This window comes from Rhizobium sp. G21, assembly GCF_014158035.1.
In the GTDB taxonomy this organism is placed as follows: Bacteria; Pseudomonadota; Alphaproteobacteria; order Rhizobiales; family Rhizobiaceae; genus Rhizobium_E.
The window spans coordinates 3,696,247-3,716,172 of the sequence record NZ_JACFXW010000001.1 but is presented as its reverse complement, the minus strand read 5'-3'; the positions used below and the strand labels follow the sequence as shown (position 1 = coordinate 3,716,172).

General features: G+C 62.0%; 20 protein-coding genes and 3 pseudogenes. 12 read left to right on the top strand and 11 right to left on the bottom strand.

Features of this window, described 5'->3' with window-relative positions; all coding sequences use genetic code 11:
* Positions 1-216 precede the first annotated feature (216 nt).
* On the top strand, positions 217-2,547 hold the full coding sequence (locus tag H2O14_RS18500; protein ID WP_182828807.1) for a methyl-accepting chemotaxis protein: 2,331 nt from the start codon (positions 217-219) through the stop codon (positions 2,545-2,547).
* 76 nt (positions 2,548-2,623) lie between these two features.
* Positions 2,624-3,001, top strand: a pseudogene (locus H2O14_RS18495) (GNAT family N-acetyltransferase); the annotation flags it as partial.
* Between the two features lie 61 nt (positions 3,002-3,062).
* Here H2O14_RS18495 and H2O14_RS27685 read toward each other — a convergent pair.
* A complete protein-coding gene (locus tag H2O14_RS27685; protein WP_246697700.1) occupies positions 3,063-3,485 on the bottom strand; it encodes a hypothetical protein in 423 nt (140 codons plus the stop codon).
* 90 nt (positions 3,486-3,575) lie between these two features.
* On the opposite strand from H2O14_RS27685, the gene prmB reads away from it, so the two are divergent.
* Positions 3,576-4,595 carry a 50S ribosomal protein L3 N(5)-glutamine methyltransferase gene (gene prmB, locus H2O14_RS18490; protein WP_312858625.1) on the top strand — a complete coding sequence of 340 codons (1,020 nt, stop codon included), beginning with the start codon at positions 3,576-3,578 and terminating at the stop codon, positions 4,593-4,595.
* 6 nt (positions 4,596-4,601) lie between these two features.
* On the opposite strand, the gene clpS is transcribed toward prmB, so the two are convergent.
* On the bottom strand, positions 4,602-4,913 hold the full coding sequence (gene clpS, locus H2O14_RS18485; RefSeq protein WP_263822853.1) for an ATP-dependent Clp protease adapter ClpS: 312 nt from the start codon (positions 4,911-4,913) through the stop codon (positions 4,602-4,604).
* A gap of 226 nt (positions 4,914-5,139) precedes the next feature.
* Here clpS and ychF point away from each other — a divergent pair.
* Positions 5,140-6,242, top strand: a pseudogene (gene ychF, locus H2O14_RS18480) (redox-regulated ATPase YchF).
* A gap of 59 nt (positions 6,243-6,301) precedes the next feature.
* Here ychF and H2O14_RS18475 read toward each other — a convergent pair.
* Entirely contained in the window at positions 6,302-7,465 is a 1,164-nt protein-coding gene (locus H2O14_RS18475; protein ID WP_182828805.1) for a hypothetical protein, read from the bottom strand.
* A 61-nt stretch (positions 7,466-7,526) separates the two neighbouring features.
* On the opposite strand from H2O14_RS18475, the gene H2O14_RS18470 reads away from it, so the two are divergent.
* The 4 genes from H2O14_RS18470 (at position 7,527) to H2O14_RS18455 (ending at position 9,076) form a co-directional block, all read left to right on the top strand.
* Complete coding sequence (locus H2O14_RS18470) at positions 7,527-7,991, top strand: MaoC family dehydratase (protein ID WP_182828804.1); 465 nt, start codon at positions 7,527-7,529, stop codon at positions 7,989-7,991.
* Positions 7,988-8,287 carry a MaoC/PaaZ C-terminal domain-containing protein gene (locus H2O14_RS29505; RefSeq protein ID WP_409526929.1) on the top strand — a complete coding sequence of 100 codons (300 nt, stop codon included), beginning with the start codon at positions 7,988-7,990 and terminating at the stop codon, positions 8,285-8,287. Before H2O14_RS18470 ends, H2O14_RS29505 begins: the two co-directional genes overlap by 4 nt.
* A 221-nt stretch (positions 8,288-8,508) precedes the next feature.
* Entirely contained in the window at positions 8,509-8,781 is a 273-nt protein-coding gene (locus H2O14_RS18460) for a hypothetical protein (protein WP_182828803.1), read from the top strand.
* The gene (locus H2O14_RS18455) at positions 8,774-9,076 is read left to right on the top strand and encodes a hypothetical protein (RefSeq protein WP_182828802.1); all 303 of its coding nucleotides are present in this window, start codon (positions 8,774-8,776) and stop codon (positions 9,074-9,076) included. Before H2O14_RS18460 ends, H2O14_RS18455 begins: the two co-directional genes overlap by 8 nt.
* 48 nt (positions 9,077-9,124) lie before the next feature.
* Here the strand turns inward: H2O14_RS18455 and H2O14_RS18450 are convergent, their stop codons facing one another.
* The 6 genes and pseudogenes from H2O14_RS18450 to petA form a co-directional block, all read right to left on the bottom strand.
* Positions 9,125-9,769, bottom strand: a complete 645-nt coding sequence (locus H2O14_RS18450; protein ID WP_182828801.1) for a ThuA domain-containing protein — start codon at positions 9,767-9,769, stop codon at positions 9,125-9,127.
* Between the two features lie 38 nt (positions 9,770-9,807).
* Positions 9,808-10,350, bottom strand: a complete 543-nt coding sequence (locus tag H2O14_RS18445) for an adenine phosphoribosyltransferase (RefSeq protein ID WP_182828800.1) — start codon at positions 10,348-10,350, stop codon at positions 9,808-9,810.
* A gap of 124 nt (positions 10,351-10,474) precedes the next feature.
* Positions 10,475-11,350: a cytochrome c1 gene (locus H2O14_RS18440; protein WP_182828799.1), complete on the bottom strand. Its 876-nt coding sequence runs from the start codon at positions 11,348-11,350 to the stop codon at positions 10,475-10,477.
* A 17-nt stretch (positions 11,351-11,367) separates the two neighbouring features.
* Positions 11,368-11,766 (bottom strand): hypothetical protein, encoded by a 399-nt coding sequence (locus tag H2O14_RS27680; RefSeq protein WP_312858680.1) that lies wholly within the window; start codon positions 11,764-11,766, stop codon positions 11,368-11,370.
* A 105-nt stretch (positions 11,767-11,871) separates the two neighbouring features.
* Positions 11,872-12,476: pseudogene (locus H2O14_RS27675) on the bottom strand (cytochrome b); the annotation flags it as partial.
* Between the two features lie 165 nt (positions 12,477-12,641).
* The gene (gene petA, locus H2O14_RS18430; RefSeq protein WP_182828798.1) at positions 12,642-13,220 is read right to left on the bottom strand and encodes a ubiquinol-cytochrome c reductase iron-sulfur subunit; all 579 of its coding nucleotides are present in this window, start codon (positions 13,218-13,220) and stop codon (positions 12,642-12,644) included.
* Between the two features lie 429 nt (positions 13,221-13,649).
* On the opposite strand from petA, the gene H2O14_RS18425 reads away from it, so the two are divergent.
* Positions 13,650-14,456, top strand: coding sequence for an endonuclease/exonuclease/phosphatase family protein (locus tag H2O14_RS18425; RefSeq protein WP_182828797.1), 807 nt, complete (start codon positions 13,650-13,652; stop codon positions 14,454-14,456).
* Between the two features lie 6 nt (positions 14,457-14,462).
* Here H2O14_RS18425 and H2O14_RS18420 read toward each other — a convergent pair whose 3' ends face one another.
* Positions 14,463-16,319, bottom strand: coding sequence for an ABC transporter ATP-binding protein (locus H2O14_RS18420; protein WP_182829434.1), 1,857 nt, complete (start codon positions 16,317-16,319; stop codon positions 14,463-14,465).
* A gap of 76 nt (positions 16,320-16,395) precedes the next feature.
* Here H2O14_RS18420 and H2O14_RS18415 point away from each other — a divergent pair, with 76 nt between their 5' ends.
* A complete protein-coding gene (locus H2O14_RS18415) occupies positions 16,396-16,782 on the top strand; it encodes a type II toxin-antitoxin system RelE/ParE family toxin (protein ID WP_312858624.1) in 387 nt (128 codons plus the stop codon).
* A gap of 1 nt (position 16,783) precedes the next feature.
* Complete coding sequence (locus H2O14_RS18410) at positions 16,784-17,113, top strand: addiction module antidote protein (RefSeq protein WP_182828796.1); 330 nt, start codon at positions 16,784-16,786, stop codon at positions 17,111-17,113.
* 16 nt (positions 17,114-17,129) lie between these two features.
* On the opposite strand, the gene H2O14_RS18405 is transcribed toward H2O14_RS18410, so the two are convergent.
* Entirely contained in the window at positions 17,130-18,983 is a 1,854-nt protein-coding gene (locus tag H2O14_RS18405; protein ID WP_182828795.1) for an ABC transporter ATP-binding protein, read from the bottom strand.
* A gap of 341 nt (positions 18,984-19,324) precedes the next feature.
* Between H2O14_RS18405 and H2O14_RS18400 the strand changes: the two genes are divergently transcribed.
* The gene (locus tag H2O14_RS18400) at positions 19,325-19,792 is read left to right on the top strand and encodes a tRNA (cytidine(34)-2'-O)-methyltransferase (protein WP_182828794.1); all 468 of its coding nucleotides are present in this window, start codon (positions 19,325-19,327) and stop codon (positions 19,790-19,792) included.
* The last annotated feature ends 134 nt before the right edge of the window (positions 19,793-19,926 follow it).

Below are 19,926 nucleotides of genomic sequence, written 5' to 3'. Positions count from 1 at the left end.
AAATGGATCCGTGTATAAAAAGCTGACATCGCGTCCTTATTTTTATTAAATCTGCCGTCTTTCATTAAGACAAGCGAAACCTCCTGAAGTGAATTTGCTCCATGGAACATTATTGCTTCCATGCAGATCAAAGGAAAACTCCGCCGGCAATCCGACTTGCCCGGGCGCAGAGTCAATTTGAGATTTTACGCCGAAGACGACGGCAAAGGGGACACGATGGCCATTTCAATTCGCAATATTCTGATGGGGACGTTCGTTCTCATCGGTCTCATCGCCAGCGGGCTGATGGGAAAATCCACACTTACAGCCTATAACGAATATGCCGCGCAGTCCCGCGTCAACGAACTGGCGATCCTGGACGAAAGCGTATTCAACATCCTCGTCAATTTCCGCAACGAACGGGGCGACAGCATCGCCGCGCTGAAGCTCGACGTGAAGGACAACGCCGCCGCCGTCGCCTCGCTCGCAAAAAATCGCGCTGCGGTGGATCAGGCGATGTCGCAGATCAAGGCTGCCGCCGGATTTGAAGACAATGGCCATGTCAGAAACGCCCTGTCCAAACTGTTTTCGAGCCATGATCGCCTTCTCGCCGTTCGCGCCGATGTCGACGCGGCCGTCTCCAGCCCGGTGGCGGTCCGCGACGCCGCCGTCCAGGCGTCCATCATGAGTGTCGGCGATCAGTTCCTCAACGAACTGGAAACGACGTCCAACCTCGCCGAAGCCGATATTCGCTCCGAGGACCCCGATCTGGCGCCGCTCACCCAGATCCGCGCCTTGGCTTGGTCGACCCGCGCCACCGCCGGTGCGGCATTCCTCACCATCAACGCCGCCTTGGCCGGCGACGGCAAACTGACGCCGGAACAGAGCCGTCAGATCGACGCCAACCTGGCGACGATGGCCTTCGCATGGAAAGCCACCGAAGTCCTCGTGAACCACGAGGCGACGCCGGAAGCGGTGAAGGCTGCGGTCCAGCAGGCGAACAATGGCTATTTCAGCGCGGATTTCACCGCATTGCGCAGCCAGACCATCAAGGCGCTGGAGGAAGGCGCGCCCACCTCGCTCGTCATCAACGAATGGCGTCCGATGGTCACCGGTAAATTGAAGCTGATCGCCAATGTCGCCTCCGAAGCCGTATCGATCTTGGCGACGTCGTCGCGGGATCATCAGGCGACGGCGCTGACCGCCACGATCCTGTGCGCGCTCGCCCTTTTTGTGATCCTCTCCATTTGCGCCCTGACGCTCTCGATCATCCTGTTCCGCGTCACCGGCCCGATAACCGCCCTGACCCGCTGCATGACGGCTTTGGCCCATGGCGACAGCGCCATCGCCGTGCCGAGCCTGCGCCGTCACGACGAGGTGGGCGAAATGGCCCGCGCTCTGGAGGTTTTCCGTCAGGCCGCGATCCATAACGCCGATCTGGAGCGCCAGACCGAGGAGACCCGCAAGCGCTCGGAAGAAGAGCGGCTGGATGTCCAGCGCCGCGCCGAACAGGAAGCCGACGAGCGTCTGAACCAGGCCACCGGCGCCCTCGCCTCCGGCCTTCGCAGCCTCGCGGCAGGCGACCTGCTCTGCCAGATCGACCACCCGTTCGCCGAGCAGTTCGAACCGCTCCGTCGCGACTTCAACGCCTCCGTCCAGCAGTTGCGCGATGCTCTGGTCGGCGTCGGCCAGGCCGCGCGCATGGTTCGCGACGGCAGCGCGGAAATCTCGCAGGCCTCGGACAATCTCTCCAACCGCACCGAACAGCAGGCCGCATCGCTGGAAGAGACGGCGGCGGCGCTCGAAGAAGTGACCGCCAATGTCCAGGCGACGGCCAAGCGCGCCTCCGAAGCCCGCGACCTCGTGCGCGGCGCCCGCAGCCGCGCCGAGACCTCGAGCGCGGTCGTGTCCAACGCCGTCACCGCCATGGGCAAGATCGAACACTCCTCCAAGCAGATCAGCCAGATCATCGGCGTGATCGACGAGATCGCCTTCCAGACCAACCTGCTCGCGCTCAACGCCGGCGTCGAAGCCGCCCGTGCGGGTGAAGCCGGCAAGGGGTTCGCCGTCGTCGCCCAGGAAGTCCGCGAATTGGCGCAACGCTCGGCCAACGCCGCCAAGGAGATCAAGGCCCTGATCGGCAATTCCGAAACCGCCGTCGCCGAAGGCGTCCGCCTCGTCAGCGACACCGGCGAAGGTCTGTCGGCCATCGCCGAAGTGGTGCAGGCCATCAACGCCCATATGGACGCCATCGCGGTCGCAGCCCAGGAACAGGCTTCGGGCCTCGGCGAAGTCAACACCGCCGTCAACCATATGGACCAGGCGACACAGCAGAACGCCGCGATGGTGGAACAGATGAACGCCGCCGGCGTCAGCCTCGCCCAGGAAAGCGCCCGCCTCGGGGAATTGATGGCGAGCTTCAGGATCGGCGCAGCCGCGACCGCATCTCAGGCCCAGTCGCGCCCGCGCCCGGTCGCCGCGGCTCCGCGCACGGCGTCCGCCGCCGCTCCCGCCTCACGCGGCAACGCAGCGCTGAACATGCTCAAGCAGACCTGGTCGGAGTTCTGACCGAGACGGTCTCATCGCGTTCTGGACGACTCGAGCCCGCCCGCGCATCTCGCCGGGCGGGCTTCTTCTTTCCGTCATGGACCTGTGGCATGAGGAGACCAAAAAGGATATCGACATGGCATTTGCTGCGCGCAACGCGACGATGGAGGATCTGGACGGCCTGTTGGCGCTCTATCGCGACCTCAACCCAGGCGACCCTCGCCTTTCGCCGGATGTCGCCGAAGCCCGGCTCAGCGCAATGCTCGCCATGCCGGGCGGCGTATTTATCGGCGATATCGACGGGCTGCTGGTGTCGACGGCGACGCTGTTCGTCCTTCCCAACATGACGCGCGGCGGCCGGCCCTATGGATTGGTCGAGAATGTCGTCAGCCTTTCGACCCATCGCGGCCATGGCTATGGCAAGGCTGTCGTAAAGGCCGTGATCGATGCGGGACGCGAGGCCGATTGCTACAAGGTGATGCTGATGACCGGACGGCCCGATCCCGCCGTCCACGCCTTTTATCGGGCCTGCGGCCTCACTGCGTCAAGCAGGGCTTCCAGATCCGGTTCTGAGCACGCCTTACCAGAGCGTCAGCGTCTCCAGCCGATGCAGGAAGAGATCCCAGAGCCAATTCCGCCCATTCGACGCCTCGGGCGATGGACGCGGACAGGCCAGGCGCGAGCAACATCGCCGCCCAGCCGCCGATCAAAGTCGCCGCGATCGAATTCTTGAGATTGCGAAGACTGTCGAGCCGGTAGTAGCCGGCGTCGTCATATTCCGTGCCGAAGATCTTGTCGCCGAGCGAATATCCGTCGCTCAGGATCATGTCCATGCGATCATTGTCGCTCAGCCGATCGGGCAACACGTTGAAAATTGCCCGCGTCGCATGGGCCGCCGCGCCGATCAGGCAGAAACCGAGCCCAGCAATGGCGAAATGATAGACGCCGGCTTGCAACAATTCACCTCCTCGATCGTCCATTCAGAATAACAGGAGGGCCTCAACCGTTCCCTAAAGGAAAACGTTAACGATCGATTTCGAGGGGATTCGATGGCATTTGATGTGGCGGAGACGCGAGCGAGCGTGTATCCCGAGGCGACGCAGCGCATGGAGGGCAGAATGACGGCGACGGTGGATCTCGACAAGCTTGCAAGCGAACTGGAAACGGTCCGCGATTACTGGCGCTACGCCATCAGCCGCTTCCGCGCCGAAAACCTCACCTTCGGCCATGGCACCTCGACCGCCGTCGACGACGCCGCCTTTCTGGTGCTCGACAGTCTCGACCTGCCCATCGACGCCCTCGACCCCTTTCTCGACGCTCGGCTGACCAGCGCCGAACGCCGCCTGCTCGCAGAGCGCATCGAGACGCGCGTCTCCAGCCGCAAGCCCTCGGCCTACCTCACCGGCCGCTCCTATATCCAGGGCGTCCGCTTTCTGGTCGACGAACGGGTGATCGTGCCGCGCTCCTTCATCGGCGAGATCCTGTTCACCGAATATTCGGGCGAGGAAGACTCCCTCTATCTGCCGGATCCCTATGGCGTCGAAAGCGTCGTCGACATCTGCACCGGCTCCGGTTGCCTGGCCATCCTCGCCGGCAAGCTGTTCCCCAACGCCGAAATCGACGCCGTGGATCTGTCCAAGGACGCGCTCGAAGTCGCCAGGCTGAATGTCGCCGAGCATGAGCTTGAAAGCCGCCTGACGCTGCATCAGGGCGATCTTTTCGCGCCGCTCGGCAACCGGCGCTTCGACCTGATCATCACCAACCCGCCCTATGTCGATCACGAGGAAATGGCGGTGCTGCCGGAAGAATACCGCACCGAACCGGCCATGGCGCTCGACGGCGGCCCCGACGGTCTCGATCTCGTGCGCCGTATCCTGGCGGAGGCGCCGAAGCACCTCAATCCCGGCGGCGGCATGATCTGCGAAATCGGCACCGGCCGCGAGCTTCTGGAAGAGGAATTCCCGGATCTCGATTTCTTCTGGCTGGACTCGGCCGAATCCGAAGGCGAAGTCTTCTGGATCACCGCCGAGGCGCTGGGTGTGGAAAGTCCGAAGAAGAAAAAGAAATAGGCCCGTTTACTCTTCCGGCTCGGCCGTGAACATCAGCGGAAAACCGGCCTGCTTCGACCAGTCCATCGCTTCCTTGACCTTGGTTTCGGCGACGTCGCGGGTATAGACCGCGACCACCGATTTGCCGAGCTTGTGGGCGGTCATCATGATGCGGTAGCCGGCGCTCTCGCCGGTCTTGAACACGGCGTTGAGCACTGCGAGCACGAATTCGCGCGGCGTATAATCGTCGTTGAACAGCATCACCTTGTAGAGCCGGGGTTTTTCCACCTTCGGCTTGACCACGGTCTTGGGGGTGATGATCGTATTGTTGTCGCTCACCGGCGGTCTCCGATGTCTGGGTGCTGTCTTTGGCGAAAGATCGGCCGCGCGGATGGTCTTCTCGCTCGGAGAGGCGGCGACCCACATATTATGTGTGCGGCGCACCGGCTTTTCAAGTCTGCGCCCCGCAGCAATAAAATGGCGGCGCAAGCCCTGATCGTCTTGACCTTGCCCTCCCCTTTCCGCATAGGCAGGGGCAACAGAGATCACCAGACGGACGAGTTTCATGGGCTTCAAATGCGGTATCGTCGGATTGCCGAATGTCGGCAAATCCACCCTCTTCAACGCGCTGACCAGAACGGCGGCGGCGCAGGCCGCCAACTACCCCTTCTGCACCATCGAGCCCAACACCGGCGAAGTGGCGGTTCCCGATCCGCGCATGCAGAAACTGGCCTCGATCGCCGGCTCCAAGGAAATCATCCCGACCCGCATTTCCTTCGTCGACATCGCAGGCCTGGTGCGCGGCGCCTCGAAGGGGGAAGGTCTGGGCAACAAGTTCCTCGCCAATATCCGAGAAGTCGACGCCGTCGTGCATGTGCTGCGCTGCTTTGAAGACGACGACATTACCCATGTCGAAGGCCGCATCAATCCGGTCGGCGACGCCGAGACCATCGAGACCGAGCTGATGCTCGCCGATCTCGAAAGCCTGGAGCGCCGCGTCGACCAGACCCGCAAGCGCGCCACCGGCAAGGACAAGGAGTCCGTCGCCCAGCTTCCGATCATGGAGGCCGTGGTGGCGCTGCTCAACGACGGCAAGCCGGCCCGCCTGCTTCTCAAGACGCTCGCGCCCGACGAGGTCGAGATCCTCAAGGGGCTCAACCTGCTGACGTCCCATCCGGTGCTCTATGTCTGCAATGTCGCCGAAAGCGATGCGGTGGACGGCAATGAGCATACCAGGGCCGTGGCTAAGATGGCCGCCGAGCAGGGCGCGGAATGCGTGATCATCTCCGCGGCGATCGAATCGGAGGTCGCCCAGCTTCCCGACGAAGAATCCAAGGAATTCCTGGCGGCTCTCGGGCTCGAGGAAGCCGGCCTCGACCGGCTGATCCGCGCAGGCTATCACCTGCTCGACCTGATCACCTATTTCACCGTCGGCCCCAAGGAAACCCGCGCCTGGACGATCAAGCGCGGCACCAAGGCCCCCAGGCCGCCGGCGTCATCCACACCGATTTCGAACGCGGCTTCATCCGCGCCTTCACCATCGCCTATGACGATTTCGTCACGCTGGGCGGCGAAGTGCCCGCCAAGGAAGCCGGCAAGGCGCGCGACGAAGGCAAGGAATATGTCGTCGCCGACGGCGACGTCATTCATTTCCGCTTCAACACCTGAGGCGAGCCGGCGAGAGACGACCGAGGACGGCTCCGCTTGGCGCGGAGCCGTTTTTCGTTTCAAAGGCTGAGCGGCAACCGGTCCCGCACTGCGGCCGGCAGGATCGCCAGCAGACGCGTCCGCAACGCCTTCCAGCCGATGCCCAGGCTCAGCACCACTGCGCCGACCGCTGAGAGAATGACGAAGAGCAGCGTATCGGACGAGGTGAACAGGCCGCTGACGCCGCCCTCGTCGAGCAGGATCTTGAAGGCATAGCCGAAGGACAGCAATCCAGAGGTCACGAAGGCGCGCCGATCGAGCAGGATGCCGGTCAGCATCAGCGCCGCGACCGCCGCCACGATCGCTGTCGCTTGGCCAAGCGTCGTGCCGTCGGCGAACCAGGACGCATTGGGATCGCGCAGGTAGACGAGGCTGATGACCGTATAGAGCAATGCCGGCGCAGCGGCGAGATGCAGCCAGAAAGCCACGTCGGAGCGGCGCGTGATGCGGGCGCGATCGGAAAGATCAAAATGCAGCGCGGTGGCGAAAGAAGCGAGTGCGAACAGGCCGATCAGCGCCGAGATGAGCCAGGGCTGATTGACGAACAGCAGATCATTGCCCGCCCAATGCATCAGCAGCGCTCCGATGAAGAACACGATCGCCGCAAAACCTGAAATGGCGGCGAGCGCAAGGCTGACCGGGACGCGATAGCGCCAATAATAGATCGACAGCATCACGAATGGCGCGAAGGACATCGCGACCCATTCCCAATCGCCCAGCTTGCCTTCTAGGAGGCTGGCGACTGCAAAGCTGGATGCGCCAGCGAAGGCCAAAGTGAGCGCCACCGCCGGCAACGCCAGCCTCTGCCGCAGCACGAGAATTTCCGACAGCACAATGACGGCGGGGATGACCGCCAGCACGGACCATAGGCCGCCCAAGCCGATCAACCCGATCACCAGGCCGATGGTGATCAGCACGTCGTGGAAACCGCGAATGAAGCGCGGCGCTTCGGATTCTTCCAGTCCGACGCTGGGCTCGGCGGCGACAGGCGTATCGACGCCGCCCGCCTCGCCGGCCGCCAGAAGCGGTTGCGGCCGCTCCCCGAGCGCGGCGCCGCGCGACACCATGAACTCGATCAGCGGCGCCGCTTTGTCGCCCGCCACCAGTCCGGCGCGCACCGCGTCCTCCACCAACGGCGCCAATCCCCGACGACGTTTTTCCCAGTCCGATAAGTCATATTTCACTTGCATCATCTCCGCGCGGCACTATTCCAAAGAAACGTTTCAGGAGGCAAAAGCAAGGATCATGAGCGAAATCGCTTACTGGTGGGAGGACATGACGCCGGGTCGGCGCTTCGATCTCGGCTCGAAGACGGTGACCGCCGACGAGATCGTGGAGTTTGCGAGCGAGTTCGATCCGCAGCCCTTTCATCTATCGGTCGAAGCCGGCGAGGCGAGCATTCTCGGCGGTCTCTCGGCCTCTGGCTGGCATAGCTGCGCCATGTTCATGCGGCTCTACTACGACAATCTTCTGCATTTCTCCTCGAGCGAAGGCGCGCCCGGGATCGATTTCGTCGAATGGCGCAAACCGGTGCTGGCCGGCGACACGCTGAGCGGCGTCGCCGAAGTGATCGCGGCGCGGCCGCTGAAATCCCGCCCCGGCATCGGCCTGGTCAAACTGCGCCACGAAGTGAGAAACCAGCGCGGCGAACTGGTGATGGCGATGGAAAATCCCGGCATGTTCCGGATGCGCGCGGGAGCCGCTGCATGAGAGTTCGCGATCTGATGCCCCTGAACGCGCCCGTCGCGATCGGCTCCTATCATTTCGACGCCGAGGGCATCATCGCCTTCGCGTCGAAATACGACCCACATTTCTTCCATGTCGATGCGGAGAAGGCGAAAGACTCGCTGTTCGGCGGCCTCTGCGCCTCCGGCTGGCACGTGGCCGCCGCAGCCATGAAGCTGAATGTCGCCCATAACCAGAAAGAGGCCTTGCGCCTGAAGGCCGAGGGACATGAACCGCCAAAGCTCGGCCCCTCCCCGGCATCCGCGATCTCCGATGGCTGAAACCGGTTTTCGCGGGCGACACCATCGCCTTCTCGCTGACCTTCCTCGGCGACGGACCGGGCTACCGGCCGGACTACGAGATCTGCAACATCCGCTTCGAAGCCATCAACCAGAACGGCGAGACGGTGATGCGCTTCGACAGTCGGGTGGTGGAGTTCGTGTGACGCCTTGAATTCTCCGGCGCTCGGTGCGACATTTCAGGCGAGCGGAGACTTTACATCATGGCGATGAAAGCGATTACGGTGAAGCCGGACGCCGAAGGGCGTGTTTCCCTCGGCGCGCTTGCCGCGGGTGTCAGTAGCTACAGGATTAGCCAGCGCCCCGACGGCAGCCTTATACTGCAGCCGACATCCGATGTTTCCGCGGACGAAGCTTGGCTGCAAAACAGTCCTAAAGCCTTAGAGATGGTCGAACGCGGTCTCGCCGACGCAAAGGCGGGTCGGGTGACAAAGGCGCCTGACTTCTCATCGTTTCTGGAAGAGGTCGATGAGTAATGGCTTCGATCTTTTTCTTACCGACGAAGCCCTGCGGGCGCTGGACGCGCTGAAATCAGATCCCGCGCTGAACAAGCGGTGGAAAGCAGTCGGCAAGGCGCTGGCATATCTGCAGACAAATCCTCGACACCCGGGGCTCAACACGCATAAATTCTCATCGCTGAAAGGCCCGCGTGGCGAAGATGTGTTCGAGGCCTATGCCGAGAATAACACGCCCGGCGCCTATCGGATCTTCTGGTTCTACGGTCCGAGCAAGTCCGAGATCACGGTCTTTGCGATCACGCCGCATCCATAAGCGGAATGGACAGGCCGCCGCTCTATCCCCGCATAACGGTCCGCCCCCTCACCGCATCGCCCAGAGCGCGCCGCGCTCCAAGATCGTCCGCATCTCCGGCACGTCGAATTCGCTCGCCTGATGGCCGAGCGAGGAATAGAAGACGCGGCCCTGTCCGAAGCGCTTCTTCCACACCACCGGCATTTCCACGCCGTCGATGAAATCGAGATACTCGCCGGTAAACCGCGTCGTCGCCAGCACCTCGTTGGAGGGATCGACATGCATGTAATATTGTTCGGAACGATAGGGGAAATCGCCGATGCCGGCCATGATCGGGTCGTCGGGCTTTGTCACGTTCACGCGGTAGTCGATGATGTTGCCCGGATGGGAAACCCATTGACCGCCGACCATGAACTGATACTCGACCTCGTTGCGGAAACTGTCGCCCATCGTGCCATGGAAGCCGGCAAGTCCCACGCCACCCTTGACGGCGCGGAGCAGCGCGGCGACCTCGTCCTTTTCGATCGTCGACATGGTCACCATTGGCACGATCAGATCGAAGCCCGTCAGGTCATGTTCGAGCAGCGTCTTCGTGCCCTCGCCCACGGTCACATCGACGCCGTGCGGCGAGAGAAGTGAAGCGACGCGTTCTGCGCTTTCGCGCGGCGTATGTCCCTCCCAGCCGCCCCAGAAGATCAATGCTGTCTTGGTCATGATTGCGCTCCTCCCAGAGCCGCGTCTCGAATAGGACTTCAGTGCCCGTCGAAGCTGATCAGCGTCCGTACGGTGACGCCGAGATCCTCGAGCTTCTTGCGCCCGCCGAGTTCCGGCAGGTCAATCACGAAGCAGGCGGCGACGATTTCCGCGCCCATCTGGCGCAACAATTTCACGGCGCCTTCCGCCGTTCCACCCGTCGCGATGAGATCGTCGACGAGGATGACTTTTTCGCCGGGCTGAACCGCGTCGCGGTGCATTTCCATTTCGTCGACGCCATATTCCAGGCTGTAGGCGATGCGGACGATGTCATGCGGCAGCTTGCCCTTTTTGCGGATCGGGATGAACCCGGCCGAGAGCTGATGGGCTATGGCTCCGCCGAGAATGAAGCCTCGCGCCTCGATGCCGGCGACCTTGTCGATCTTCGTTCCCGCATAGGGATGCACCAATTCGTCGATGGCGCGACGGAAGGCGCGAGGATTGCCGAGCAGCGTGGTGATGTCGCGGAACATGATGCCGGGCTTCGGATAATCCGGAATGTTGCGGATGGCGGCGACGAGATCGTCCTGAAGGCTTGTCATAGTGAGGGTCTGTCCATTGCGAGCAAAAAGCTTGAGCGGTTGGGACCATAGCAATGACAGCCCCCGACGCCAGCAAAAAGGCGGCCCGGGAGCCGCCTTCCTCATCTTTTAAATGGTGACCCGCTTAGTGCTTGTTGGCGTAGACCGACTTCTTGGTCAGATAGACCAGACCGAGCAGAGCCGCCAGGAACACCATCACCATAAAGCCCGTGCGCTTGCGCTCTTCCAGCTTGGGCTCGGCGGCCCACATCAGGAAGGCGGATACGTCGCGGCTATATTGTTCCAGCGTCTGCGGCGAACCATCGTCATAGGTCACCTGATCATCGGAAATCGGCTGCGCCATTTTCAGCGCGATGCCGGACATGAAATGCGGGTTGAAATGCGTCCCTTCCGCCACCTCGACGCCAGCCGGCGGTTCCTGGTATCCGGTCAGCAGCGCGTGGATGTAATCCGGGCCGCCTTCCTGATAGGGCCAGAACATATCGAAGATGAACTGCGGGAAGCCGCGCTCCGCGCTGCGCGCCTTGGCGATCAGCGAGAAGTCCGGCGGGGCGGCGCCGCCATTTGCTGCGGCTGCAGCCTCTTCGTTCGGGAAGGGCGACGGGAAGTAATCGGACGGCACGGCCTTGCGGGTGTACATTTCACCATCGCCGTTGGGGCCGTCCTGCACTTCGTATTCGGCCGCGAAAGCCTTGACCTGCGCTTCCGTGTAACCGAGATCCTCGAGGTTTCGGAAGGCCACGCGATGCATCGAATGGCAGGCCGAACAGACTTCCTTGTAGATCTTGAGGCCGCGCTGCAGCTGGGCTTTGTCATACTTTCCGAAGAAGCCGGCGAAGCTCCATTCTTCCTGCTCGGGCTTCAACACCGGGAAGTGACCAGCCGCTACGGCGTGTTCCACCTGCGCCTTGAGGTCATGTTCTTCCGCTGCCGAGGCGACGCCGAAGCCGGCGCCCGCGATCATGGCGGCGGCGAGAAGGGATTTGAACACAGTCTTCATGGTTTTCGTCCTTCCCCTCAGGCCTTGGCGGTCTTTTCGAGCACGGCTTCCGTGATCGAATTCGGTATGCGGCGCGGCGTCTCGAACAGGCCAAGCAGCGGCATGATGACGAGGAAGAAACCGAAATAGTAGGCGGTGCCGATCTGCGACATGATCACATACAGGCCTTCCGCAGGGCGCGAGCCCAGCCAGCCGAGCATGATCGCATTGACCACGAAGATCCAGAAGAAGGTCTTGTACCAGGGACGGTAGACCGCCGAACGGACCTTGGACGTGTCGAGCCAAGGCAGGAAGAACAGGATGATGATCGAACCGAACATCACGAGCACGCCGCCGAGTTTGGAGTCGATCGGGCCGACGTTGAAGGTGATGGCGCGCAGCATCGCGTAGAAGGGCAGATAATACCATTCAGGCACGATATGCGCCGGCGTCTTCAGCGGATTGGCCTCGACATAGTTGTCCGGATGGCCGAGGAAGTTCGGCTGATAGAAGACGAACCAGGCATAGACCAGCAGGAACAACACCACATAGAAGGCGTCCTTCAGGGTGGCGTAAGGGGTGAACGGCACGGTGTCGGTCTTGGACTTGACTTCCACGCCGGTCGGGTTGGTCTGGCCGGTGACGTGCAGCGCCCAGACATGCAGTACCACCACGCCCGCAATCATGAACGGCAGCAGATAATGCAGCGCGAAGAAGCGGTTGAGCGTGGGGTTGTCGACCGCGAAGCCGCCGAGCAGGAACTGCTGGATCAATCGCCGACGAAGGGGAAGGCCGAGAAGAAGCCGGTGATCACGGTCGCGCCCCAGAAGGACATCTGGCCCCAGGGCAGCACATAGCCCATGAAGCCCGCCGCCATCATCAGGAGATAGATGATCACGCCGAGGATCCAGAGGATTTCGCGCGGCGCCTTGTAGGAGCCGTAATACAGGCCGCGGGCGATATGCAGATAGACCGCGATGAAGAAGAACGACGCGCCGTTGGCGTGCATGTAGCGCAGCAGCCAACCATGGTTGACGTCGCGCATGATCTTTTCGACGGAGGAGAAGGCCACCGTCGTCTCGGCTGCGTAATGCATGGCGAGCACGACGCCGGTCAGGATCTGCACGATCAGCATCACCGACAGCATGGCGCCGAAGGTGTAGGCGAAGTTCAGATTGCGCGGCACCGGATAGGCCACGAAGGAATCATACATCAGGCGCGGCAAAGGCAGCCGGGAATCGATGAATTTGGTCAGAGCCGTGCGTGGCTCGTATGTCGAATGGTGTTCAGCGCTCATGATCCGCAGTCCCCCTTAGCCGATCTTGATCACAGTGTCGGAAACGAACGAGAAGGTCGGGATCGCGAGATTCTGCGGCGCCGGACCTTTCCGGATACGGCCCGCCGTATCGTAATGCGAGCCGTGGCAGGGACAGAACCATCCGCCGAAATCGCCGGCCTGCCCGAGCGGCACGCAACCGAGATGGGTGCAGGAGCCGATCATCACGATCCAGTTTTCCTTGCCTTTGCCCGCCGAGCGATCGAGATCGGTCGCCTGGGCGTCGGCCGGCAGATTGCCGTTGCGCGCAACCGGGTCCTTGAGGTCCGTCAAAGCGACCTTGTTGGCGGCTTCGACTTCTTCCGGCGTGCGGTTGCGGATGAAGATCGGCTTGCCGCGCCACTTCGCCGTCAACGACATGCCGGGCTCGAGCGCGCCGACATCCACTTCGATGGAGGCGAGAGCCAGAGTAGACGCATCAGGGCGCATCTGATCGATGAAAGGCCAGGCCACGGCAACGGCGCCCACTGCGCCCGCCATGCCCGTCGTGAGGTAAAGAAAATCGCGACGGGTCGGCCCGCCTGCATCCCCGCTTGTCGTCTCGTGTCCGCTCACGGTTTTCCCATCCTTTGCGCAGAGTCGATTTAAACCAGATTAGATGAAAGTTCTCCGATAGCCGCGAAACGGCCTTAGATTCCCCAACTTTCAAATTGCGTTCTATGCTTGATTGCAGATTAAGTCTAGGGTTGGCAATGGGATGGGGGCAGATTGTCGCGGAGGAGCGGGCCGATTTTCCACTTCGGCGCCGCCACCGGAGCAAAATGTGATCCTTTGCGCTTATGCGTTTGACAAATCCCAATTGCGCCCGACATTCCCAGATGGTAGCGCGCTGCAGCGCAATATTCTCGAGCATCGACCATGAAGACGATTTCGACCATTCTCGGCACGCTTTCAGCACTGCTGCTAGTCGCGTTAACCGGCAGATATCTCTCGAATTCGTGGCTTTTCTTTACAATTTCTAGTTTTCAAGTTCAGGCGGCGATCTTGGCTTTTTTGATCGCTGGCTCGGCCTTCATGTTGCATCGCAGCGTGACGACGGGACTGATGATGGCGCTCGCCGTGGCGATCGGCGCGCATGGTGTTTTCATGCTCGGGGAGTTTCGCCAGGTGCCTGTCAGAGCCGAAAAGGCCGAGCCGCTTCTCCGCTTCCTGTCATTCAATATCATGGGGAACAACGGTCCGGGCGGGCCGCGGATCGCGGATTACATCATCGGATCGGGCGCCGATGTCGTCTTCATCCAGGAATCGGCGCCGATCGGCCCGGAGATCGACCGCATCAAGGCCCTCTATCCCTATCGGCTGGGCTGCGGCGCCAAGACCATCACCTGCGACCAGTCCCTCTGGTCCAAACGGCCCTTCCTGCGCGGCGAAGTCTTCACCGCGAGCCCGATCTATCGCGACCGCCTGATGCTGGCCAGCATCGATTTCGACGGACGGGTCGTCAATTTCGCGAATGTCCATCTCACCAAGCCGTATTTCGACAATTTCCATGAAATCGAACTGGCTCAGGTCGCCCGCCGCCTCGACGCCTATCCCGGCGCCATGGTGCTTGCGGGCGATTTCAACGCCTCGATTCTCGTGTCCGACATTCGCGCCTTCCTGCGCGCGACCGGCCTGAGAACGGCCGACTCCGAGCCGAACACATGGCCGGTCGCTCTGCCGCAGATCGGCATGGCGATCGACCACGTCTTCGCGCGCGGCCAGGTGAAGATCGGCGCGCTCGAGCGCATCCCCGATCCGATCGGCTCCAATCATTACGGCCTGATCAGCGAAATCGTCTGGGAAGAATGAGAATGCTCAGTCCGGCGCGATGAAGCCGCCGGATTGACGCGCCCACAGATCGGCGTAGATGCCGCCATGGGCGATCAGCGCCTCATGACTTCCCTCCTCCGCAATCCGCCCGCCGTCGATCACGACGAGGCGGTCGAGATGGGCGATGGTGGAGAGACGGTGCGCGATGACCAGCACCGTCTTGCCCCGCATCTGCCGCTCCAGATTCTGTTGAATCGCCGCTTCGACTTCCGAGTCGAGCGCCGAGGTCGGCTCGTCGAAGACGAGGATCGGCGCATCCTTGAGCAACATGCGGGCGATCGCCACCCGCTGGCGCTGGCCGCCCGACAGTTTCACGCCCCGCTCGCCGACATGAGCGTCGTAGGCCTTGCGGCCCTTGTGGTCGACGAGATCGGCGATGAAGCCGTCGGCCTCGGCTTCCGCGGCAGCCTGCGCCATCGCCTGGTCCGACGCGTCCCCGCGCCCGAACAGAATATTGTCGCGGATCGAACGGTTGAGCAGCGCCGTGTCCTGCGTGACCATGCCTATATGCTTGCGCAGGCTTTCCTGCTTCACGTCTCGAACATCCTGGCCCGACACCAGAATACGGCCGCCCTGCACGTCGTAGAATCGCAGCAGCAGATTGACGAGCGTCGATTTGCCCGCGCCGGAACGACCGACGATGCCGACCCGCTCCCCTGCCCCGATCGCCAGCGACAGCCCTTCGATGACGCCCGCCTCGCGACCATAGTGAAAACGCACATTGTCGAAGCGGATCGACGGTTCGCGCATGACGAGTTCGGGCGCGCCGGGCTTGTCGACGAGCGTGACAGGCGCGGCCAGCATGTCGGCGGAATTCTGGATCGTGCCGATATTGCGCATCACCGCGTTGAACTGGCCCATCATGCGGCCGAGCAGCATGTTCATCCTGAGCACGAGGCCTAGGGTGAAGGCGACAGAGCCTGTGGTGATCTCCCCGCGCATCCACAACTCGATCGCCATCGCGCCGATCGCGGTGATCATCAGGCCGGACAAGAAAGCGAGCGAGGCGCGGACCCCGGTGAGATGACGGGTGAAGCGGATCAGCGTCCGGCGAAACTGCTCGAAGCCGTCGCGGATGAAGCGATCATTGTCCTCTTCGCGGCTGAAGAGCTTCAGCGTCTGGATATTGGCGTAGCTGTCGGTGAGCCGGCCGTTGATCATCGACGACATGTCGGCGGTCTCGCGGGCATGCTTGCGCACCCGCGGGACGAAATAGCGGGCGATCAGGCCGAAGATGACGATCCAGGCGGCGACGATGCCGCCCAATCTGAGATCGAGGCTCGAAATCAGCGTCAGCGTCGTCATCGTATAGACGAGCATGAACCAGACGACCTGCAGGAGCGACACCATGAGATCGCCCGTCGCCTGCCCCGCCGACCAGACCCGGCTGACCACGCGGCCGGACGACTCGTTGTTGAAGAAGGTCAGCGATTGGCGCGACACCTGCGCATGCGCCTGCCAGCGCACCATATTGAAGAAGCCCGGCACCACCGTCTGTTCCTCGACCAGCGCGCCGAGCGCAATGGCGAGAAAACGCACGACCAGCACGATGAACGCCATGCCGAGTATTTCGAGCCCGTGATCGCCCAGCAATCCAGCCCAGCCGGCGGCCGGCGTCGCGCCGTCGAGCAGGTCGACGAGGCGCCCCGTGAACCAGAACAACCCCGCCTCCAGCATCGCCACCACGCCGCCGAGGACGAGCATGGCCAGAAAGGCGCCCTTGGCCTGGGACACGAAATGCCAGACGAAGGCCAAAGCCTTTTCCGGCGGGCGGTAATTGTCGCGAGGGCGAAACGGATCGATCCAGCTTTCGAACAGCCGGGAAATGGAGCGAAAGATCATGACGGGGCTATAAAGACTTTTCATGGCGGGACAAGGGTCGGAGCCCTTGATACGCCGATCTTGACGCCAGGGCCCAATGGCGCATCATGCGCATTACAATCTGGAGCAGTTGGCTCGGGAACAAAAATTCAAAGCGCAGTTCATTGATTGTAATATATGGATTACAATGTTCGAGATTGTCCAGACTGAGACCTTTCGCGAATGGTTGTGCGACTCATCGGACCCCACCATGACGGCGGCGATTGCCGCACGGGTCACCCGTCTCGGCGCAGGGCATCCTGGCGATGTGAAGCACTTGAGCGAAGGTCTATGGGAAATGCGTATTCACTACGGACCAGGCTTACGGATCTATTTTACTCGACGCGCGGGACAGATTGTGATCCTCCTGTGCGCCGGAGACAAGGGAAGCCAGAAGCGGGACATTAAACGAGCAAAATCAATCCTGAACGATTTGGAGTTCTGACATGGCGGAAGAACTGACGGCCTTCGACCCGGCCGAATATCTCAATAGCGACGAGGCGAGAACCTATTTTCTAGATGACGCGTTCGAGACGGGAGATCCCGGTTACATCGCTCACGCTATAGGAATCGTGGCGCGCGCCGCTGGCATGAGCCGGCTCGCGTCGGAAACGGGTCTTGCGCGTGAAGCGCTCTATCGCAGTTTTTCCGAAGAGGGCAATCCCAGCTTGAAATCGTTGCTCGCGGTCTTGGCCGCCCTCGGTTACCGCCTCACCGTCGCCCCCGCGCAACAGGAAACCGCCCCGAACCTGGCAGGGTCCGAGGCGGCGGAGTGAGCAATCGGCCTCGGGCTTACTCGGCTGCGGCTTCCGCTTCGGGATCGTCGGCGAGAAAGCCACCCGACTGGCGACGCCAGAGATCGGCGTAGATGCCGCCTTGGGCGACCAGATCGGCATGAGCGCCTTCTTCCTGGATCGCGCCCTTGTCGAGCACGACGAGTCGGTCCATCTCGGTCAGCGTCGACAGTCGGTGCGCAATGGCGATCACCGTCTTGCCCTCCATCAGCGCGAACAGGTTTTCCTGGATCGCCGCCTCGACTTCGGAATCGAGCGCGGAGGTCGCCTCGTCGAGGATCAGGATCGGCGCGTCCTTCAGGAAAACACGCGCGATGGCGACGCGCTGGCGTTGGCCGCCGGACAGTTTCACGCCGCGCTCGCCGACCTGGGCGTCGAGGCCCTTGCGGCCCTGCGGATCGACCAGCGTCTCGATGAACTCCCAGGCATTGGCGCGCTTGGCCGCTTCGATGATCTCGGCGTCGCTGGCGCCCGGCAGGCCATAGGCGATGTTGTCGCGCACGGAGCGATGCAGCAGCGACGTGTCCTGCGTGACCACGCCGACCTTGGCGCGCAGGCTGTCTTGCGTCACATCGGCGATATCCTGACCGTCGACGCGGATCTGGCCGCCTTCGAGATCGTAGAAGCGCAGGAGCAGGTTCATCAGCGTGGTCTTGCCGGCGCCGGAGCGGCCGACCAGCCCCACCTTCTCGCCCGGTTTGATCGACAGCGTGATGTCCTGGATCACGCCTTTGCTCTTGCCGTAATGGAAGCGGATACGGTCGAAATCGATGCCGCCCTTGTCGGCCTTGAGCGACGGCGCATTGGGCTTGTCGAGAATGTCCTGCCTCTTCGACAGCATGCCCATGCCGTCATAGACCGTGCCGATGTTTTCGAACAGCGCCGACACTTCCCACATGATCCATTGCGACATGCCGTTGATGCGCAGCGCCAGCGAGATCGCGACCGCGATCACCCCGAGTTCAATCGAGCCGTTCGACCAGAACCAGATCGACATCGTCGTCGTCAGCACGCCGAGTATGGCGTTGTTGGTGTGCACCAGCGCGTGGAAGGTGGTCACGTAGCGCATCTGGCCATGCACGGTCTGCAGGAACTCGTCCATGCCGCGCTTGGCGTAGGCCTCTTCGCGCCCCGCATGCGAGAACAGCTTCACCGTGGCGATATTGGTGTAGCTGTCGACGATACGGCCGGTCATCATCGAGCGGGCGTCGGCTTGCTTTTCCGATATCTTCCGCAGGCGCGGCACGAAATAGGTCAGCAAGCCGGCGTAGCAGACGACCCAGAGCGCCAACGGGCCCATCAGCCGCCAATCGGCCATGCCGACCACGGCGAACATCGAGATGAAATAGCTCAACACATAGACGAAGACGTCGAGCACCTTCATCGCCACTTCGCGCACGGCGAGCGAGGTCTGCATCACCTTGGTCGCCACGCGGCCGGCGAATTCGTTGGCGAAGAAAGTCATGCTCTGGCGCAGCAGATAGCGATGCATCTGCCAGCGGCCGATCATCGGGTAATTGCCGAGCAGCACCTGATGCACGATCAGCGACTGGAACACCACGAGCCCCGGCAGGACGATGAGCGCGAAGGCGCCCATGGCCAGCAAGGTGTCGCCTTCGTCGGCGAAAAAGGTCTTGGGGTCCGACTTCGCCAGCCAATCGACGATCTGGCCGAGAAAGTTGAACAACATCACTTCGCCGACGCCGATCGCGGCGGTCACGACGGCCATCAGGATCAGCCAGAACATGACCGGACGGGAATAGTGCAGGATGAAAGCGAACAGCGTCGCAGGCGGGCGGGCGGGCTCCTCGACCGGATAGGGATTCACACGGGATTCGAACCAGGCGAACATGACGATGCTCCATTGGCGGCTGCCGCGCTTCAGAGGACTGAAGCTCAAGGCGCGCTTGCGCCGGCGGCGAAACAAATTGCAGATGTAAAGATACGCGGGAAAAAATCAGCGGCGGCGGGTTGCGCGCCAGGCAATGAGAACGCCGACCACAGCGATGTTATCCATAGCGTCCTCCCTCTCCGCATTGAAAGTGAGCCTTCACTAACCGCAAATCGGGGCGATCGCCAGCCCTGGCCCCGCGAAATCTGGCGTCCGGGGTCTTGCGGACGGCCCATGTTGCCATTTGAGCACAGAGGCGGTAACGCACCAACGAGCAACCATATCGAGATGGGAGAAATGCCATGCCGGGCCTGTCGATCGCGCTTTACCAGCCCGATATCGCCGGCAATACCGGCACGATCCTGCGGCTGGCGGCCTGTCTCGGCCTGACGGTGGAGCTCATCGAGCCTGCAGGCTTCGATTCATCCGACCGCAACCTGCGCCGCGCAGGGCTCGATTATCTCGAGGCGGCGAGCCTCAATCGCCATATCGACTGGGCGCATTTCGAAGCCTGGCGGGCGGAGCAAGGCCGCAGGCTGGTTCTCGCCTCCACCAAGGCGGCGATGCGCTATACCGACTTCTCCTTCGCCGACGGCGACATCCTGCTGTTCGGTCGCGAAAGCGCCGGTGTGCCCGATGCCGTGCATGACAAGGCTGACGCCCGGGTCCTGATCCCGATGCGCGAGGGACGCCGCTCCATCAATGTCGCGATGTCGGCGGCCATGATCGCCGGCGAAGCGCTGCGCCAGACCGGTTTCGCCGAGATTTGATGATTATTTACTACTTATTTTCACGGAATGGCGAGGTGGTTTCCTTATCATCGTCCCAAAACAGGGATAATATCGATGAAACCAAGTCTTCTGGCGCCCGTGACGCCGTTCTGGATCAAGCAAAGGCCGATGCC

Coding starts and splice junctions, on each gene's coding strand:
- H2O14_RS18405 (WP_182828795.1), bottom strand. CDS start 18,983: ATGTTCGCCTGGTTCGAATCCCGTGTGAATCCCTATCCGGTCGAGGAG.
- H2O14_RS18450 (WP_182828801.1), bottom strand. CDS start 9,769: ATGACCAAGACAGCATTGATCTTCTGGGGCGGCTGGGAGGGACATACG.
- H2O14_RS18455 (WP_182828802.1), top strand. CDS start 8,774: ATGAGTAATGGCTTCGATCTTTTTCTTACCGACGAAGCCCTGCGGGCG.
- H2O14_RS18420 (WP_182829434.1), bottom strand. CDS start 16,319: ATGATCTTTCGCTCCATTTCCCGGCTGTTCGAAAGCTGGATCGATCCG.
- H2O14_RS18410 (WP_182828796.1), top strand. CDS start 16,784: ATGGCGGAAGAACTGACGGCCTTCGACCCGGCCGAATATCTCAATAGC.
- H2O14_RS29505 (WP_409526929.1), top strand. CDS start 7,988: ATGAGAGTTCGCGATCTGATGCCCCTGAACGCGCCCGTCGCGATCGGC.
- H2O14_RS18440 (WP_182828799.1), bottom strand. CDS start 11,350: ATGAAGACTGTGTTCAAATCCCTTCTCGCCGCCGCCATGATCGCGGGC.
- H2O14_RS18470 (WP_182828804.1), top strand. CDS start 7,527: ATGAGCGAAATCGCTTACTGGTGGGAGGACATGACGCCGGGTCGGCGC.
- prmB (WP_312858625.1), top strand. CDS start 3,576: ATGGCATTTGATGTGGCGGAGACGCGAGCGAGCGTGTATCCCGAGGCG.
- H2O14_RS18460 (WP_182828803.1), top strand. CDS start 8,509: ATGGCGATGAAAGCGATTACGGTGAAGCCGGACGCCGAAGGGCGTGTT.
- H2O14_RS18400 (WP_182828794.1), top strand. CDS start 19,325: ATGCCGGGCCTGTCGATCGCGCTTTACCAGCCCGATATCGCCGGCAAT.
- H2O14_RS18445 (WP_182828800.1), bottom strand. CDS start 10,350: ATGACAAGCCTTCAGGACGATCTCGTCGCCGCCATCCGCAACATTCCG.
- H2O14_RS18415 (WP_312858624.1), top strand. CDS start 16,396: ATGGCGCATCATGCGCATTACAATCTGGAGCAGTTGGCTCGGGAACAA.
- H2O14_RS18500 (WP_182828807.1), top strand. CDS start 217: ATGGCCATTTCAATTCGCAATATTCTGATGGGGACGTTCGTTCTCATC.